This is a genomic window from candidate division Zixibacteria bacterium HGW-Zixibacteria-1 (assembly GCA_002838945.1).
Lineage (GTDB): Bacteria > Zixibacteria > MSB-5A5 > GN15 > PGXB01 > PGXB01.
In genome coordinates this window covers 66,084-86,011 of record PGXB01000011.1, presented here as the reverse complement: position 1 = coordinate 86,011, position 19,928 = coordinate 66,084, and the positions used below count along the sequence as shown (strand labels likewise).

At 48.3% G+C, this 19,928-nt stretch carries 11 protein-coding genes and 1 tRNA gene; 9 read left to right on the top strand and 3 right to left on the bottom strand.

Translation table 11 applies throughout. The features are described 5' to 3' along the window. The first annotated feature begins 186 nt into the window (after positions 1-186). The 9 genes from CVT49_06510 (at position 187) to CVT49_06470 (ending at position 13,700) form a co-directional block, all read left to right on the top strand. Positions 187-678, top strand: coding sequence for a hypothetical protein (locus tag CVT49_06510; protein ID PKK83896.1), 492 nt, complete (start codon positions 187-189; stop codon positions 676-678). Positions 679-757: 79 nt separating this feature from the next. Beyond that, positions 758-831: transfer RNA gene (locus tag CVT49_06505), tRNA-His, on the top strand. A gap of 344 nt (positions 832-1,175) precedes the next feature. Next, positions 1,176-4,181, top strand: a complete 3,006-nt coding sequence (locus CVT49_06500) for a hypothetical protein (GenBank protein ID PKK83895.1) — start codon at positions 1,176-1,178, stop codon at positions 4,179-4,181. Between the two features lie 377 nt (positions 4,182-4,558). Then, on the top strand, positions 4,559-5,050 hold the full coding sequence (locus CVT49_06495) for a hypothetical protein (GenBank protein ID PKK83894.1): 492 nt from the start codon (positions 4,559-4,561) through the stop codon (positions 5,048-5,050). Between the two features lie 30 nt (positions 5,051-5,080). Next, positions 5,081-5,686, top strand: coding sequence for a hypothetical protein (locus CVT49_06490; protein PKK83893.1), 606 nt, complete (start codon positions 5,081-5,083; stop codon positions 5,684-5,686). Beyond that, entirely contained in the window at positions 5,680-7,323 is a 1,644-nt protein-coding gene (locus tag CVT49_06485; protein ID PKK83892.1) for a hypothetical protein, read from the top strand. The genes CVT49_06490 and CVT49_06485 overlap by 7 nt, the downstream gene beginning before the upstream one ends. 14 nt (positions 7,324-7,337) lie before the next feature. Then, positions 7,338-8,435, top strand: a complete 1,098-nt coding sequence (locus tag CVT49_06480; GenBank protein PKK83891.1) for a hypothetical protein — start codon at positions 7,338-7,340, stop codon at positions 8,433-8,435. 12 nt (positions 8,436-8,447) lie between these two features. After that, positions 8,448-10,769 (top strand): hypothetical protein, encoded by a 2,322-nt coding sequence (locus CVT49_06475; GenBank protein ID PKK83890.1) that lies wholly within the window; start codon positions 8,448-8,450, stop codon positions 10,767-10,769. 231 nt (positions 10,770-11,000) lie between these two features. Continuing rightward, complete coding sequence (locus CVT49_06470; protein ID PKK83889.1) at positions 11,001-13,700, top strand: GNAT family N-acetyltransferase; 2,700 nt, start codon at positions 11,001-11,003, stop codon at positions 13,698-13,700. A gap of 30 nt (positions 13,701-13,730) precedes the next feature. Here the strand turns inward: CVT49_06470 and CVT49_06465 are convergent, their stop codons facing one another. The 3 genes from CVT49_06465 to CVT49_06455 are packed head-to-tail and all read right to left on the bottom strand — an operon-like array spanning position 13,731 to position 19,921. Continuing rightward, the gene (locus CVT49_06465) at positions 13,731-17,504 is read right to left on the bottom strand and encodes an acriflavine resistance protein B (protein ID PKK83888.1); all 3,774 of its coding nucleotides are present in this window, start codon (positions 17,502-17,504) and stop codon (positions 13,731-13,733) included. Then, the gene (locus CVT49_06460) at positions 17,504-19,417 is read right to left on the bottom strand and encodes a hypothetical protein (GenBank protein ID PKK83887.1); all 1,914 of its coding nucleotides are present in this window, start codon (positions 19,415-19,417) and stop codon (positions 17,504-17,506) included. The genes CVT49_06465 and CVT49_06460 overlap by 1 nt, the downstream gene beginning before the upstream one ends. Further along, entirely contained in the window at positions 19,418-19,921 is a 504-nt protein-coding gene (locus CVT49_06455) for a hypothetical protein (protein PKK83886.1), read from the bottom strand. It abuts the gene before it with no gap. Between the last annotated feature and the right edge of the window lie 7 nt (positions 19,922-19,928).

Below are 19,928 nucleotides of genomic sequence, written 5' to 3'. Positions count from 1 at the left end.
ACGCCGTCATTCGAGCCTGGGTTTTAAAAATCCAGTTGACTTCGAACGGGCGGCTACCCTATCTTAACTATGTGTCCATTTTTTTAGGGGAAGACCACTCTCAGTGAAAAAGGGCGCGGATACGGCTATGAGCTGCTGGTTTATTATTATCGTTTTGAAGCCAAGGATAATGAAAAGGTCCTTGAGTTGCTTAATAAGATCAATGATCAGGGCCGAAATGCCCGGGTTTATAATAAGATTGCCAAAGCCGAACTGGATCTGGGGCGGGAGGATGACGCTCTGCGGTCGATTTACAAAGGGCTCGAGCTGGATAGCAACTTCGCCGAACTGCATTTGATGGCCGGTACCATCTGGACCAATCGAGGTCGCCCCGATTATGGTCTGCCCCACTTTCTGAAGGCGCTCAAGCTGGATCCGTCGCGCAAGGAAACCTATCATAATATCGGGACGGCATATTTCAAACTGGACTCATTATCCATGGCACTGCGTGTTTATGAAGATGCCATTCGTTTATTTCCCGATGACGGTCTGGCCTATATTGAGGCCGGCAATATGTTCCGGCTTATGAAACAGTATGATTCGGCTTATTACTATGTCCGTGAAGGTGTCCGAATAAATCCCAAACTGGCCGAGGGTTATCAGCTTCTCAACATGATCAAACAGGAGATTTCCCCATAAAGGAACTTCGCGCCGCCGAACTTGTTAAATTTCTTGACAATCGACCGATTTTTGAATAAGATTGTTTGCTTAAAAGTATGCTGGGGTAGCTCAGTTGGTTAGAGCATCAGATTGTGGATCTGAGGGTCGAGAGTTCAAGTCTCTCCCCCAGTATTAAATATGAAGACCTGCCGGAAATTTCGGCGGGTCTTTTTTATACTTATCAAAAGCATATATATATCTGAATGATATCCCCTGGCATTAACCGTCTAATTGTTTCTTACTGCTATATATACAATAAGTTACGCTGTATCAATTCATGTGTCAGGTTAATATGGCACATATTGAGATTGGTCCTGCCAGTCGTAATATTATTAAATCACCTTTGTGGCGGTATTTTTAGTGACCCCTTAATCGTCATAATAATAGATGGTTAATAGCTTTACGGCCCGGGGCGCGGTTATCCCAGGATAACCGCATTCCCCATTAGAGCGAAACTAAGGAAACGGAGGTCTTATATGAAAAAGGCAGGATTATTCGCTGGTGTTTTTCTGTTCCTGATCTGTCTGGTACAGAATTCTCCGGCCGCTGATATCTCCCAAAATGGAGATGCTATGAAAATCGGCAATGAGATTCAACAGGCTCTTGGCGGCATGTTTGAGGCCCTTTCGACTCCATATAATGGGCAGTCCGAAGGCGTCAATTATCTCAGCACAAGCGCCGCGGGTTGTGTTGATGTCGATATAGAACTCACCGATACGGTCTTTTTTGAGAATCCGGGAAGTTCAAGCATGGCCGGCAGCCATTTTGAATTGACCAACTGCGGCGAAATAGCTGTAATGGTCTATCTCGATTTTACCGTCACCATGAATTTTTCAAATACAATCGATACCTCTTATGTTATCCCGCCGGTTCCGATCTGGCTCGGCCCGGGGGATTCGTTTATCAGTGACTGCCAGTTTCCGGTGCCGCCTTTTGAAGGCTCGCTGGCGGTTTGTGTCACCGCCCGAAGCGGCGATGCCGAAGATTTCGACTGCGACACAATTGTGGTCACCGGATCAGGATCGCCGGGAATGCCTTTTTCAGGTTGTGGCGTTCTGGTTCCGACACAAAACTGCCTCTTATTCGCCATGTATTACGGGAATGATGGTCCGTTTTATCCCCCGGATACTTCCTGGTCGATGCTTTTGGTTCTGGATAATTATGGCTCATTTCAGGCGGGCGATTCGGTTTTTGTGAGCGGCACTCTGTTTACTGACGTTGAAAACATCTGCCCTGAAGCGACCGGCCGACTGGCGACAAATAGCATCGATTATTGCGACAGTCTTCCACCGCGTCCGTTTGAAGCCTGCGGCGTCCTTTTTCAGGGAGTTGAATGTGTTCTTTTTGCTTCAATAGAAGGCGACAGTCTTTTACTTTTACTTGGAAATATTGGCTCATTTGGAGTCTGGGATACGGTTCACGTAAGCGGGCTTCTTGATATGAACTGCGTGAGTTTTTGTATGCAGGAGGATGGATGTCTTTTCGACAACCTGATTGATTTCTGCGGGACTCCGCCCGACTATATTGCCACATGCGGCATCCTTTATCAGAATTCCAACTGCATGCTGTTTGGGCCGATGGGCTTCCCTGCAACTGATTCCGGCCTGTTTCATATTCAAAATTACGATGGCTTCGGCGATGGCGACACGGTCTATGTTGAGGGTCTGCTGATGCTTGGCTGCGAAATATATTGCGGCGTTCCGATTGCCGGATGTATCGTTGATAATATTATCGACACCTGCGGCGGTTCGCCGCCTCCAATACCATTCGAAGGCTGCGGTTTCCTGATGCCGTTTGACAACTGTCTTGCCTTTGCGCCCCTGAATGATATATACCATCCTTATATTTTGCAGAACTACGGCGCTTTTGGTGTGGGTGATACTGTCTTCGTGGCCGGGTTTATCGACGGGTTCACGGATGCCTGTTCGCTTCAGACCATGCCTTTTATTGTAAATCATACAATCGAGTATTGCGGCAATACCCCGTCCGATACGCTGTTTTATGTAGGATGCGGCATGCTGCTCGATGATTCGGGCTGTGTAAGATTCCACCCGTTTGATTACTCTTTCCCGCCGGCCATTCTTGATAATTATGGCGGATATGGCATCTACGATTCTGTTTTTGTCGTAGGCATGGTCGAATTTAACTGCTTCAGCAACTGTATTTACGGTTATGATATCTGCCTGCATAATGACAGTATTCGCGGATGTTTCGATATCCCGCCGGATCCATATGAAGCCTGCGGAGTTTTGATTCAGACTAACAACTGCCTTTTGTTCCAGCCATGGACCGCCGACAGCATTTATTATTTTGATCCTTTTGCAGCCTGGCTGTTTACGCTTGATAATTACGGCGGGTTTTCGGCCGGCGACACCGTTCTGGTCAATGGTAGCCTGCAAATCGGCTGTTCAACGGCCTGTCCCGGGGCTTTGGGCTGCGTTTTCAATAATACGATTGAATCATGTTCTATTCCGCCGGATACCGTTTTCTATGGCGGCTGTGGATTCCTCTTCGAAGATTCGGGATGTGTCAAGTATATGCCGATTGGCGGCCTGTTGCCACCCCTTCTTCTGACAAACTACGGCGGTTATATTGTCGGCGATACGGTTATGGTCGAAGGAATTCTTGATCTGCTCAACGGCTGCGAATGTTTGGGCACGATGCATCCATGTTTGAATAATTTCACGATCGGCCCCTGCGGCAGTCAGCCGCCCGATTCATTCAACTATACCGGATGCGGGATTCTGGTCGATGACACCGGATGCGTCTTCTTCTATCCCGATGATAATATGTTCACTAAAGCCCTGCTGACTGACTACGGCGGATTCACGATAGGCGATTCGGTTTTTGTTGAAGGGCTGGTGATGCTGGACCCGATGAATGGCTGTGATTGTTACAATATCCCCTATCCTTGTCTATATAGTAATTTCATTACGGCCTGCAATACTGATCCGGGTGGCGACACGCTGTCCCTATGCGGAATACTTATGGGCGATTCAAATTGCGTCTATCTGGCGCCGATGGTTTACGACAGCTTTATATATGTATTTGGATTCCTTCTTGAGAATTACGGGAGTTTTGCCATTGGCGATACTGTCCATGTCAGCGGCGAAGTTGTTCCGCTGGATCTGTATCCGGAGTGTCCTGAAGTCTATATGCAGATCATCAACAATACTATTAACTACTGCGGCGGCGGACCGGCCGATTCCGTTATGATTATGGGCGATGTCAAGGTGACCAATTACCCCAATCCTTTCAATCCTGCCACCACTATTTCAATCTCTTTACCGGTGGCGACACCGGTCACGCTGAAGGTTTATAATATTTTGGGCCAGGAGGTGGAAACGCTGATAAAGGGTGAAGTGATGCAGGGGGAACACGAGATCATCTGGAACGGCTCCAGCCGGGCGTCGGGCATATACTTCTACCGGCTTGCGACAGACCGGGGGGCGGTCACCCGCAAAATGACCTTGACCAAATAAAACGAGCACCGCTGCTTTCCGGGCAAAACGGAAGCCGCGGTCTCAAAACCATTGAAGATGAGTCCGACCGGGCTCATCTTCAATGCATAATGTAGAAAACGAGATGAGAGTTCAATATTATAAGGAGACACAGCCTTGGGCAAATTTACTTTGCTGAAGGCAGAAATTGGATTAAATTACTCTTAGCAAAGGAGGCGCTAACCCTTCATGCCTCACCGCCATACGGGATTAAAGCAAATGCTGTGCAACTTGGGCTGAATGTCGGGCGTAAATTTCTATAAAGCTATTAACTATTTGCCGGGTATTTGACAGGGTTGTCACTAACAGAATTACTTAAGAAGTGTGTCGAAGGAGACGAAAGCTCCTGGTGTGAACTAATGGACTGTATTAGTCCAATAATTCTATCGGTATGCCAAAAACATCGTCTCTCTCGCGAAGAAAGCTGCGATGTTTTCGGACAGGTGTCATATAATTTACTGAAGAACCTGAAGAATATTAAGTCCGCCGGCAAATTGCTAAATTATGTCGGCACCATTGCCGCCAGAGAATCGATCAATATTTATCGCCGGACGAAACTTGACGAAAAGGCGGTCGAGCAGGTGTGCAAGACATTATATGATTTCAAGCCACCCACCCCCGATGAGGTTTATGCCTATTCCAGGCGGCTCGAAGTCTTAACCCGCGCAATGATGCGGCTTCCCGACCGCGAATATCAGCTGCTTAAAGCGTTGTACCTGGATGAAAGCGATTCTTCCTACAAAGAAATTGCCGACAGGCTTGAGATGCCGGTTTCGTCAATAGGGCCGACCAGAGCCAGAGGACTTACTAAATTGCATAAAATGCTTAAAGAGATAGATGATTTTCAATAAAAGCGGAGTAATGATAACAAAAGATTACAGATGGATAAAAGCATGGATGAATCAGAAAAGCACATAGATTTGATTTCAGCATATCTGAAATCGCAGTTGAAAAAAGAAGACCACAGGAAGGTCGAAAGTCTGTTGAATTCCAGCAGGGAGTTCAGGGAAATGTTTGAAACGATCAAAGCATTGCACGATCAGGGCGTTCCGGGCCACCTGGGTGATCTGGCGCCTGCGCTCAAACAGATGTCGCTTAATATGTTTCGTCAATATCATGGCGCTTCAAAAAATAACCGGGAGCTATTGGGTCTGCCAATATATGATTCTAAAACATTTCCATTACCTGAAGGTGTCCGGCCTTCATTGACCAGCGCCCGACGCCTGCGCTATAAATTTAATGATATGGAAGTCGAGTTGTCCTTGAATCCTATGACACTCTACTCTTTTGAAATAATTGGGCAGATTGATAATGGGTCGGAAAAGAAGAACTATATGATTGAACTAATCGGGAAAGATCAGAGATTTACAGCCGAAACTGATGAACTCCAGATGTTCGCCTTCACTAAAATTCCTGCGATGAAATACCGGCTGAATATTCTGTTGGAAGGAAAACTGACGGGAATAGTAGATATCGATCTATGCTGAAATATGACGACATAATCGGACTTCGCGGCCAAAGAGCGATAAGTAATTTTATCGAGAGGCGATTCAACGGCAGCACCGAAGCTTTCTTCGAGGCTCTTAATTCGTCTTTTAATAATCTGATAAGAACCGATCTGGTCAACGCGGGCAAATATCTGGCCAGGACAAAAGCAATCCTTAAGCATCTTCCCCCCCATTATGAAGGGCGAATGCTGGCTCTCCAGGCTCGTTATTTTCAATTTACCGGCAATAATCAGGAAGCGGCCCTGAAATATGAACAGGCTCTGGCCATAAATAAAAAGTTTCGTGATTTTGCGGCCAATGCCCGGCTAAGAAAAGGGCTGATGAATGTGTACATGTACCTGGGACGTTACGATGAGGCGCTTGCGGCCGGTCGGTCGGCGTTGAAATACTTTCAGCATTCGGCCATGAAAACTGATGCGGGCCAGATATTGAATAATATCGGCAATATTTATCATCGAATGGACAAAATAAGATTGGCTCTTCAGTATTATAACCGCGCCGAAGTGATCTTTCGTAAGTCAGGCGGAATCCCCCTGGCGATTATCGAGTTCAACCGGGCCAACATTTATTCGGTTCTTAACGAGCTGGACGCCGCCCGGAAATTGTACCGAAAGGCCGAAAAAATTTATTCCCTGGCAGGTAACCATATTGCTCTGTGTCAGATCGACTATTCTCGGGCCATTATGGATTATTGGGAGGGCCATTACACCGAGGCCTTTAATGTTCTTGAAAAAACCATCGATCGCCTCGCCGGTCTGGGCGATCATCGCACCGCCGTAATCGCCCAGCTTGACCTGGTGGAACTTAATATCGAATTGAATCTCTTTTCAAATGCGGTCTACGCGGCCGAGAGTATTATCGACAAGGCCGGCGGCATGGGAATGAAATACGAGCAGGCCAAGGCCCACTATTTTATTGCCGGAGCGGCTCTTCATCACCGCGATTACAAAAAGGCGGAACTGGAACTTGCCCGCGCGGAACAATATTTCAGGCAGGAAAAAAATCGCCTCTGGCTGGCCATGGTGAACCATGAAAAAAGCCGATTATATGCCGCCGCCGGCGACTTTAAACAAGCCGTCAAATTATCCTCATTATCAAAAAAGCAATTTCAAAGCAGTGGAGATAAATATCGTGCCAATGAGGCCGCCATCTTTCGTGCTGAGATTGCTTTACAATCAGGTAAACCCGGTTACGCGCTGAGGGCTGCTCTCAATTTATTGAAATCGAAGCTGCCAGGTACGCAAAGACAAAATCTGTACTTTCTGGCGGGCCATTGTTATTTTCAAAGGAAAGAATATTCGGCCGCACTGCGCTGGCTAAAAAAGTCAGTAACTCTTATCGAGAAAAATCTTTTGAGCATGCATCTCGATGAACTGAGATTCTTCTACATCGCCGATAAATATCATATCTATAAAATGATCGTTCAATGTTATCTGAACCTGGGTCGTATTAATGCATCCTTCTTGAATAATCTACGGGCGCTTCGAATAGCCAACTCCCGGTCGGCTCATATAACCGGGTGGCAGCAGAAAATACCGGCAGGTCTGATCAAGGAGCGGGATTCACTCAGAGTGGCCCTGAAAAAAATACACCGGGCGCCGGACATCGCGATATAACATCCGGTGATAAGGTGTTCGCCATTGAACAAAAGCTTTGGTCGATTGAGCGTAAAATCAGAAATATTTCCGGAATTAATACCGAGGCCTTGATCACCACAGCATGGGCGTCATCCGCCTCGGTTATGCAGATTAAAAATAATGAGGCCTTTCTGGATTTTCTTATTCTCGGCAATAAAGCCGGCGTCTTTTGCATGACCAATCAGGATCAAAAATATGTCGAGTTTTTGGTCAACCCGGATGAATTGCGAATGAATATTAATAAGCTTTCATTTATCTGCGAGCGATCGATATTTGGAACGAGTGACGGCGAAAGGGCGACTCATGATATAAATCATCTACTGGAAAAAATATATAACTTTATCATAGCGCCGACAGAGGGTCTGATTGAAGGCCGGGATCTAATCATATTATTGGAAGGCGAATATTTTCAGGTCCCCTTCCCGGCTCTGAAAAATAAAGCCGGCTGTTATCTGAGGGACAGTCGCAATATACATCTGATTTCCGATCCCTCTGATCTTTTAAGAAGAAACCGACACATTTCGGGCTTCAGGGCCGGAAGTAATTCAGTTTTTGCCGCCGGGGGTGCCAGGCTGTCCTCGATAGATATCGAGGCCCGCGAAATTGGCGCGATATTCGATAAGTCAAAGGTATATATGGGTTCCGCGGCAAGCAGAAAAAATCTTCTCGCCGAGGTTGAAAAAACCTCCGGATTTTTGCATATAGCGGCGCATGCCTCAAGGTCCTCCGAAAATCCCCTTTTCTCGAAAATTCTTTTAGATGATGGGCCGTTTTTTCCGTTTGATCTGTACGGAATGGGCCTGAAACCCTTTCTGGTGACTCTCTCCGGCTGTCATACCGCCGCTCCGGGATTATACTATGGAGATTCCTATAGTCTTGCCAAAGTGTTTTATCAGGCCGGGACGCGGTATGTTCTGGCCTCAATCTGGCCGGTATCGGACAGAGTGAGCATGCTATTTATGATTAGTTTTTATAAATCGCTCCGGGAAAATAAAGAAATTTCCCGGGCATATCGTGATGCGGTCGACGCCACAATTAAACTGGTCGATAATCCGGCCCACTGGGGATCGTTTATCCTGCTGGGATTATAAAGGGAGCAAATTATGAATATGCACATTAGATTATTTGGAAAAATCGCCACTTTGGCCATTATCTTGATTTTGTTGTCGGTGGCCGCAGCAGACGCTCAAGGCGATTCCTTCTATGGATGTGGCCTGATAATTGCCGACAGCGGTTGTGCGGTCCTTGTGCTAAACGGGAACGGCGATTTCTATATTATCGACTCGACGGCCGGAATGGGCACCGGAGATTGGGCCTGCATTTATGGCGTCTTTGAAATCCCCTGCGATACTTCATGCATGGGCGCTTCTGCCTGCATCAGTGTTGACTCCATTATCCCGCAGTCCCCACCCGACACCCTTTACGGTAGTTGCGGTGTGCTGATTCCTTCGGCAAATTGTGTTCTGTTCGCACCCATGTCCGGGCCGATCGTCAGTGACACTTTTTTTCTGGCCCTGGAAAATTACGGGCCGTTTGCCCCCTATGATACCGTCTGTGTTTCAGGAAATCTGTTTACTGAACCGCCTCCCGAATGCCCCGAGGCTACCGGCTGGCTGGCCGGTAATACAATAAATTTATGGTCACCGCCGAATTCACCCTTCAATGACTGTGGAATCCTGACCGAGGTTTCCGGCTGTCTGCTTTTTGAACCTCTTATGTCCCCCAATGCCTACTATTATCTTGCTAATTATGGCGGTTTCGGTATCGGCGATACCGTCTGTGTTGCGGGAATATTAATAAGCACTTGCGATTCCGGCTGTATAGCGGCAAGTGGATGTATTGCGGGGAACTCCATATATTTGTGGAGCGATGGGGGGGTGCCCTATAACCAGTGCGGTATAATTATGGCTGGCCCCGACTGCGTGGTTTTTGTCCCGCTTGGTGATTCTGTTGTCCTGGCCCTTGATAATCCGGGTATCTTTACTTTTTATGACACCGTCTGCATTTCCGGGACAATTGATGGGGATTGTGATTTAGGCTGTACCGGGGTCGACGGCTGTATTTACAGTAATTATATTTCACTGCGTGCGGAATTTTATCATCAGTATGAGGTTATCGTCAAGCTTGAGGAAGGTTTTCCCATCGAACCGATTCTGGCCGATTTTCAGGGTATCACCAATGATACTCTGGTATCCCAGAATATCTATCTGGTATCATTTCCGAGCGGTTATTTGATCGAACAGCTGATTGATTCCATCGTTGCCAGACCGGGCGTAATTTTTGTCCAGCCGAATTTTATGATGGGTTTTCCGGAAGTCTTTCATGTCAGCCAGTCTTTTCCGGATGATTCACGTCCGCCTTTGGAATTCGGCTACAGTCCCCCGAACTACTTCACTTCAAGCAGTCCATACACGATTAACAGCGACACGGCTAATTTATTGGAAGATGGTGAAGGCGTCATCATTGCAGTTATAGATAATGGTGTGGTATTTACTCACCCATTGTTCGAGGCATCATTTGCGGGGACCGGAATTGATTATATCAATGGCGATTTTGATCCTTCTGAAGTTGAAGGTTCTTTATATGGTCACGGTACATTTATATGCGGTGTCATAAAACGCATCGCTCCCGACTGCCTGTTACTACCTATAAGAGCTTTCGACGAAAATGGATACAGCAACAGCTTTGTAGTGGCGGATGCCATTCATTACGCCATTGATGAAGCGGTTGATGTAATCAATATGAGTTTCGGCAACTATTCTTCGAATCCGGTTGTCCAGGAAGCGGTCAGTGATGCAGTTGCCGCAGGAATTTCGCTGGTCGCGGCCGCAGGCAATAACAGCACCATATTGCCGACCTATCCGGCTACTTATCCCGCAGTTATTGCCGTGAATGCGATTGACTCGCTTGAGTACCGGGCCGATTTCTCAAACTACGGTGACTATATCGATGTCTGCGCCCCGGGAGTGAATATATACAGCTCGCTGGCCGGAGAATTCGAATGGGGAGAATGGAGCGGGACCTCTTTTGCCGCGCCCATGGTGGCGGGCGTATGTGCTCTGATTAAGGCGCAAAATGAAAATATCGGCGCGCTTGCAATGGAGCAAATGATACGTCAAAGCGCCGAGCGCCATCTTTACTGGGGAATGTTAACACTTCCCAATATCGAATATGGCGCCGGCCGCGTCGATGCCCTTCGACCCATTCTTGATCTTAATCTTGGTGATGTCAATGGATCCGATAACATGAATTTGCTGGATATTTTATATCTTATCGATATGCTCTACAAGAGCGGCCCGCCCCCGGAACCGATCGAAGACGTCGGTGATGTCGATTGTTCGGGTGACATCAACCTTATGGACGTGACCTTGTTGATTAATTATCTCTATCGCGGAGGGCCCGAGCCGTCCTGTCTGGCATATTAAAATCTAACTGCGAGATTAAATTGCCGGAAAAGCCGGGATGGTTTATTGTTCATTTATGAAATTATCCCGGCGATCTCAATTGCATTTATCGATGCCATTAGCAGGCGACTTTGCCCTGCTTTCATCTAATTACTATCTTCCCCATTTTCCCTCTTGTTTGTTTGTGGATTTTGGTTATAATTTGTTCCATGAAATATATGGACCTTATTATTTAGTTACAGGTGAGCGAAAATGGCTGTACATACATTGGACCGGATTTTTAATCCTAAAAGAATCGCCCTGATCGGCGTCACCATTAATCCCAATAGTGTCGGCGGCAAGGTGCTGGGCAATCTGGTCGGCGGCGGCTTCCGTGGTGTGGTCTATCCCGTCAATCCCGACAGCGAAGCTGTCCTGGGAATTCAATGTTACCCGGATGTCAAGAGTCTTCCGAGAACACCCGATCTGGCCGTCGTATGTTCCCCGGCGGCCGGAGTCCCCGAGCTTGTCAGACAATGCGGCGAAGCCGGGATTCTGGGTTTGATTATTATGTCGGCCGGTTTTAAAGAAACCGGCGATGCCGGGCGGGCCCTTGAAGATCAGATTAAATTAGAAGCGGCACGATTCGACGGTATGAGGATTGTCGGACCCAATTGCCTCGGCATCATCGTGCCGCGGCTGAATTTGAATGTCAGTTTTGCGGCCGGTATGCCCAAAGCCGGTCATATTGCCTTTATATCTCAATCAGGCGCCCTGTGCACATCGGTCCTCGACTGGGCCATCGAGGAAAAAATCGGTTTTTCCAATTTCGTTTCAATTGGCAACAGCATTGATGTAAATTTCGGCGACTTGATCGATTATTTCGGCGAGGATGAAAATACTGAATCAATCCTGCTGTACATCGAATCGATATCACGCGCCCGGAGATTTATGACGGCTGCCCGTGCTTTTGCTAGGTCGAAGCCGATTCTTGCTTATAAAGCGGGTCGATTCCCGGAATCGGCCAAAGTGGCCGCTTCACATACCGGCGCGATGGCCTCCGAGGACAATGTCTATGATGCCGCCTTCCAGCGGGTTGGTATCGCCCGGGTTTATGATATCGGAGAAATTTTCGATTGTGCCGGATTGATCGGCCGCAAAAAGATGCCGCGCGGCGCCCATTTGGGCATCATTACCAACGCCGGCGGGCCGGGGGTCATGGCCACCGATGCCCTGATTGCCTCCAATGGAACGCTGGCGAAGCTATCGGACGAAACACTGGCCAAACTGGATGCCTGCCTCCCCCCGTCGTGGTCGTACGGCAATCCGGTCGATGTGCTCGGTGACGCCAATTCCAGGCGACTCGAGAAGGCGGCCCGGATTGTCATCGATGACCCCGATGTTAATGCCATGCTGGTTATACTGACGCCTCAGGCGATGACCAACCCGACCGCCGCTGCGAAAGTGATTGGAAGTCTGGCCGAGACAACTTCAAAACCTATTCTGGCGGCCTGGCTGGGCGGCCAGAGCATGAACGAAGGAATTAAAATACTTATAGATAGCGGCGTGCCTGCTTACCGGACACCCGAGCAGGCGGTCCGAGCCTTTATGACCCTGGTTGCCTATGCCCGAAACCTTGAGGCTCTGTATGAAACGCCCAAAGAGATCCCGCTGCGGTTTGGACTGGATCGTGAGAAAAATCGCGAGGAGTTTATTGCCCGGGAATTCTCAAAGGGAGAAATTCTTTCCGAGGAATCCTCAAAGGCCCTGGTGGAGACCTATGGCATCAAAACCGCCAAACCGCATCCGGCCGGATCGGAAGATGAAGCGGCTGCAATTGCCGGGAGTCTGGGATTTCCGGTCGTGCTTAAAATAAATTCGCCTGATATTACGCACAAGAGCGATGTCGGCGGTGTCGCTGTCAATCTTGAAAACGAGGACATGGTGCGCTCGGCCTATCGAAGAATCAATGCCTCGGCAAAAGAAAAACAGCCCGATGCCATAATAAGCGGCGTAACCGTGCAACCGATGATCGATTCAAAAAACGGCATCGAGTTGATCGCCGGCATCAAGGCCGATCCGGTTTTCGGAACCATCATGCTGGTCGGGATGGGTGGAATCAGCGCCGAATTATTGGGCGAGAGAACTTTGGGGTTTCCTCCACTCAATGAGCGGCTTGCCAGACGCATGCTGAAGTCGCTAAAGATTTGGCCTTTGCTGCAGGGATACCGTGGGCGTCCCCCGATAAATATTGATAAGTTGATTGAGGTTCTTGTGCGTTTATCGTATCTCGCCGCCGATTATCCGGAAATCAAAGAGCTCGACATCAATCCCTTATTGGTCACGCCGGATGATGTCATCGCTCTCGATGCTCGCGTCATAATCGACCGGGATCTTGTCGGAAAGAAAACCGAGCAATATGCGCATCTTGTCCTGAGACCGTATCCGGAGAAATATACCAAAGTGATTGAATTGCCGGATGGCACCAAAGTTACCCTGCGGCCCATTAAGCCTGAAGATGAACCGCAGTGGATGGATATGCTGGCGAGCTGTTCGAAGGAAACAATTTATTCCCGATTCAGGTATTTTTTCCAGTGGGCTTCGCATGATGTGGCCATAAGGTACTGTTACATTGATTATGACCGCGAAATCGCCATCGTGGCGGAAATTCTGGAAGAAGGTGTTCGAAAATTGATCGGCGTCGGCAGATTAATCGCCGATCCTGAGCATGAGACGGTTGAATATGCCATCCTGATTACCGATGCCTGGCAGAAAAAAGAACTTGGCAAAAAACTGACCGAGTACTGTATGGAAGTCGCCCGTAAATGGAAATTGAAAAAAATCGTGGCCCAGACCACGACCGATAACCGCCCCATGATAGCCGTCTTTCAAAAATTGGGATTCGACGTGACCTATAATGAACAGGATGCAACGGTCGATGTCGAGAAGGGATTGACCGGGAATCTGAAATAACCGCGGGAAATCCGATGCCTCCGTTTCAACCTAAATCTCGGCTTTTCTCTCGGCCAGCCAGCTTTGAAGAACCGGGACCACAAATATGGTGATAAGAACCAGGGTCATCCCGCCAAACGAAGGTATTGCCATTGGTACCATGATATCGGAACCCTTGCCGGTCGAGGTCAGCACCGGAATCAAAGCGAGAATGGTTGTCGATGCTGTCATCAGGGCCGGACGGACACGCCTCTTCCCGGCTATGACGACTGCTTCTCGAATTTCTGCAACAGTTTTCGGCTTCTCTTTTTTGAAAACCTGCTGAATGTATGTCGATATAATTACGCCATCATCGCTGGCCACCCCAAACAGAGCCAGAAAGCCCACCCACACCGCCACTGACAGATTGTACTGATGCATCTGGAAGAGATTTCGCATATCAACACCAAACAGGCTGAAATTCATAAACCAACTCTGCCCGTAAAGCCAGATCATGATAAATCCCCCCGCCCAGGCCACAAATATTCCCGAAAAGATCACAAGCGAAACCGGAACCGATTTGAACTGAAAATAAAGAATCATGAATATTATAAATAATGCCAACGGAAGAATCAGGCGAAGCGTTCTCTCCGAACGAACCTGATTCTCATAACTGCCGGCAAAGGAATAACTGACGCCGGCCGGAATTTGAAATTCGCCCGATGATATTTTATCCTTTAAATATTTGCCGGCCTGCTCGACCACATCCACCTCGGCATAGTCGGACTTTTTGTCGAATACGACATAGCCGACCGGAAAAGTATCTTCCGATTTGATAACCATCGGTCCGCGAACATAGTTAATTTCGGCCAGCTCAGTCAGCGGGATAGACATGCCATCCGGTGATGTAACAAGAACCTTTGCAAGAGATTCGAGACTGTTCCGTAGTTCTCTGGGATAACGCACCCGGACGGCATATCTCTCACGTCCCTCGATTGTCATGGTTATGGGCATGCCGCCAATGGCGGTCTCTATAACATCCTGAACAGCTTGGATGGAGATTCCGTAGCGGGCAATTGCCCGACGGTCAATCTCAATTTCGAAGTACGGTTTACCTATAATACGATCGGCGATAACCGTAGCCGGTTCGATCATGGGAAGCTCTTTCAGGTAGCTTTCGATTTCAATGCCGACCTTCTCGATTGTCTCAAGATCGGGTCCTTTCACTTTGATGCCCATCGGCGCCCTCATGCCGGATTGCAGCATCACAATACGAGCGGCAATCGGCTGCAGCTTCGGCGCCGAGGTGGCTCCGGGCACTTGCCCCGCTTTGAGGATTTCTTCCCAAATATCATCGGGTGATTTGATATGATCGCGCCATTGGCGGAAGGGCCGTCCGTTTTCATCCGGGACCAGTTCCCCGTTTTCATCGCGGGCGAATTGCCCGGATTTACTGTCATACTTGAATTGCAGGATATGCCCGTCGCGATCGGTCCTGTACTCGGACTTATAGTTGATGATCGTTTCTATCATCGACATCGGCGCCGGATCAAGCGGACTGTCCGCCCTGCCCAGCTTGCCGACCACAGATTCAATTTCCGGAATATTACTGAAGGCTTTGTCCTGAAACTGTAAAACATCAAGGACTTCACCCAGTGAAGCATGCGGCATCGTTGTCGGCATATAAAGGTATGAACCTTCATCGAGATCAGGCATAAATTCCTTGCCCAAGCCTGGGACGACGTGGTTGACGGTGGTGTAGATTCGGTTGGAACGGACCCAGTCGGGCATAAAGCCGAAAATGTGATCAAAACCAAGCCATACTGATAAACCAAATAAAACCAAGACCAGCGGCATTACCAGAAATTTAATCTTATTTGCCAATGCCCAGCGAAGAATTCTTTCATAATTTTTGTAGAGCAGATAGAATCCGAATAGAATCACACCAAGAAGCAAAACTATAAAAACAAAACTTAAAATGAATCCTTTTTGGATACCGAGTGGCAGCCAATGATATGCCAGAAGTCCGCCGGCGATGGCTACCGCAATATAGTTTATTATCACAGGCGATTTTAAACGATATTTTTCCGGGAAATGTCGGCGGAAAATCAAAAAGAAGCCCGCGGCTATTATTATGATTCCCGTCCAGACAAATGACCATAATATTACCGCAATTCCAAGAAATATCAGACCCGCGATCCACAGAATATTCGATCCTTTGAGTTTCTTTCCCTTGGTCAGGACGATATGCGCCAAAGGCGGCAGAATCGTCAACGCGATTATCACTGAAGCCAGCAGGGCGAAAGTCTTGGTAAAGGCGAGCGGCTTGAATAGTTTACCCTCGGGCCCGAACATTGTGAAAACGGGAAGAAACGAGACTATCGTCGTGGAAATGGATGTAATGACGGCACTGCCCACCTCGGAGACAGCCTTGAAAATGACTTTTTTGCGATCTGCTCCGGGCGGGGCCTCATCCAGATTCCGCAATATATTTTCCATGACCACCACACCCATATCGACAATTGTCCCGATGGCTATGGCAATTCCGGAGAGCGCCACGACATTGGCATCCACCTTGAACAACTTCATGGCAATAAATACCAGAAGTACGGTCAGGGGAAGCATTGCGGAAATCAGCAGGGAGCTTCTCAGATGCATAACCATCATTATAACGATAATTATAGTCACCAGAATTTCATCCACCAGGGCGGTATTCAACGTCCCCAGGGTCTCATATATCAAACCCGTCCGGTCATAAAAGGGAACGATGGCAACCTGCGAAACGGTCCCATCGGGCAGGGTCTTACGGGGCAGGCCCGGCGCAATTTCCTCGATTTTTGCCTTAACATTTTTAATCGTAGTGAGTGGGTTTCCGCCATGACGCACTACGACCACGCCGCCAACCACTTCGGCGCCGCCCTTATCCAAAACGCCGCGCCGCATGGCCGGGCCGAAACTGACGTTTGCAATATCCTTGATTAAAATCGGAACATGGTTTCGCTGACCGACCGCAATATTCTCGATGTCGGATATCTTTTCAATGGTTCCGATTCCGCGAATAACATACTCGACTTTATTAATTTCGAAAGTGCCGGCGCCGACATCGACATTGGATTTCTTTATCGCTTCCTGAATATCCATCAAGCCGATTCCGAATGAACGCATTGCATCCGGATTGACATCGACCTGATATTCTTTTTCATAACCACCGACCGAGGCCACTTCGGCCACACCCGAGGCCGCCTGGAGGGCGTATTTGACGGTCCAATCCTGAATCGACCGGAGTTCATGCAGGTCCCAGCCGCCGGTCGGCCTTCCCTTTTCATCACGGCCTTCGAGAGTATACCAGAATATCTGGCCGAGTGCCGTGGCGTCAGGGCCAAGAACAGGGCTAACGTCGCCCGGAAGAAGCCCCGGCGGAAGCGAATTAAGTTTCTCCAGCAGTCTCGACCGTGACCAGTAGAATTCAACATTCTCGTCGAATATCAAATAGATCGTCGAAAAGCCGAAATAGGAAAAACTGCGAATTGTCTTCACACCGGTAATACCCAGCAATGATGATGTCAGCGGGTAGGTGATCTGGTCCTCGATATCCTGCGGCGAACGCCCCGGCCATTCGGTAAAAACTATCTGCTGATTTTCACCGATATCAGGGATGGCATCAACCGGCACCGGGCTTCTCGGAAGAATATTGACCTGCCAGTCGAACGGTGCGACGATAATTCCCCAGGTTATGAATGATAGAACGAGCAGGAAAACAACCAGCTTGTTGTCGAGACAATACTTTATATACCTGTCGAGCATCGACATCTTATGATACTCATTGTAATCTCTGTCTGTACTCATTATTTATTGCCGTCTTCTTTTATCGCAGGATAATGATCGCGAATCTCGCCGCAGCGAAGCATTGACGCTCCATAAAATGAATTGTAAACAGTATCCACCGTCTGAAGCCAGAAGGCGCCTTCGTTATTTCGCGCCATCGGGCAATAAGTCAGGTAGTAATTCCGGTTGTCGCCATGTCCCATGGTTTGTTGCATCTTGACCATGACTTTCGATAAGTAATAGAAAGCATCTCTGGAGACATTCAAATCACCGGCCTTAACTCCCTTATTACCATAATCAATAATGTCCTTCGAGTATTCCATCCAGCGCTTATGGTCCTCTCCTTTGAAGAGCGACATGTCGACGCCGTTTGTAATATCGATAAGCTTTTTATAAGCGGCCGTTGTTTTCGGCAGATCATCAGCGGCCAGGCCCATCTGAATTTCGAAATAAGCGTTGTACAATGGTGTCAGACTGTCCAGGGCTTCTTTACTTCTTTCCATTTGACCGCCGGGCATCGCTTTACCGGTCTGCCCATGATCATGTCCCGACATTGCGACGCCGCCTTCCGGGCTCATCATACTCGGTTTGGCCTGAAGCTGCAATTCACTGTCAATTTTGAAAGCCCCGTTGGTGACGACCATTTCACCTTCGGCCAGGCCCGACTTAACCACATAATAATTCCCGGCCCTTGCCCCCAATTCCACTTCCCGGCCTTCATAAATCGGCTCCTCATTTTCGGTCAGTCGAACATAAACGATTGCCCGTGTGCCGGTGATAAGCGGCGCCGTCTCCGGAATGAGAAGGGCCTCTTTATTGGTCATTACTGATGACGATTTCACCGTTCCGCTGACGAAGATATCGGGTTTCAATAATCCTTTGCGGTTATCGACCGAAGCACGCACTCTGACTGTGCGTGACATATTGTCAAGGACAGGATCGATGAAGTCGATTTTGCCCATAAATTTTTCTCCGGGAAACGCCGTCGATATAAATCCGACCGACTGTCCGGTTTGCAACCAGGGAAGATCGCTTTCATAGGCGTCGAAAATGGCCCAGACGGTCGACAGGTCGGCGATCTGATAAAGCACCGTTCCGGTTTCCACATAGTTGCCCTGGCGGGCCTCAAGGCCGACCACGATACCGGTCGAAGGTGAATAAATCATCATGGTATCGGACGTCTCCCCGCTATTTTCAAGATGGCCGATTTGCTCGTCATTGAGACCAAATAGTCTTAATTTATCCCGAGCCGCATCAATCGTTGCCTGCACTGTCGAGTGGAGCACCGAACGGCTGTCGTTTATCTTCTTGAGCGTCTTTACCGACTGGATAAATTCTTCCTGGGCGCTGATGAGTTGCGGTGAATATATTTCGACCAGCGGATCGCCCTTCTTAACTTTTTGTCCGGTGTAATCGACAAATAATCGCTCCAGCCGTCCCGGCACCCATGAAGTGATCCGGGCCAGCCTTGTTTCATCATACGTGATTTTTCCGACCAGCCTGATTTCCGCCGTAGCGCTTCCTTTAATCACCGGTGCCGTCTGTATTCCCGCCAGTTTAATTGATTCGGCCGACATTTTTAACTGCCTCGGGCCAAGTTCTTCACCGCGGTCTTTTCTTAACGGTATCAAATCCATGAAACAGATCGGGCATTTACCCTGACCCGGCAGCCTGATTTGCGGATGCATCGAGCATGTCCATAATGTTGCCGACGTGTCTGTTTGGTTTGCATCTTCATGAACCGCGGCCTTATCGTCGGCCGAATCTTTTCCATTGCCTGTTATCAAAACCCCAAGAGAGAATGCCAGGATAAGCAGGACAATGAGTGTAACGATTCCCGGCCCATTGATTGGGATAAACGAAAACCATTTTTTATTTGTCATCTTGCTTTCATTCATGGCTATTCTCTCTTCCTTTTTATTATCATGAATCAATTAGTGATTCATATGCCCTTCTTTGGTCTGTTCTTCTCCCTGCTGTCCCTTTTCAACTTTGTCTGTTTTGGCAGATAAAGTGAGTTTATCCAGATATTCGCCCGGCTTTTTGGCAAACTCGGCTATACACTTCTCGCAGCAAAAATAAACTCTTCGTCCCTCATAGTCGGTGAAGACTGCTTTGTCGATCGGTTCTCCCGTGACAGGACAGGTGGTCTGGATATTTTCGAAGAGTATCCCCTTCTCAGCCGCTTCCTTGAAATATTTATCGGGATCGGCTTTCAATTTTGCCGAACACATCGGGCAGCAATGGTAAACCCGCTGACCCTGGATGTCGGTATATGCGGAGGAATCGATCGGCCCACCCATAACCGGGCAGTTTGTTTGGTTGTGGAGTTCCGCTTTCTTTTCGGGTTCCGCCTTTTTGGTCACGTCGGCCGCATAGGCCGAGACTGCAAACAGCATTACAACCAGAATTGTCAATAATGATTTGATTTTACTCATGTCTTTA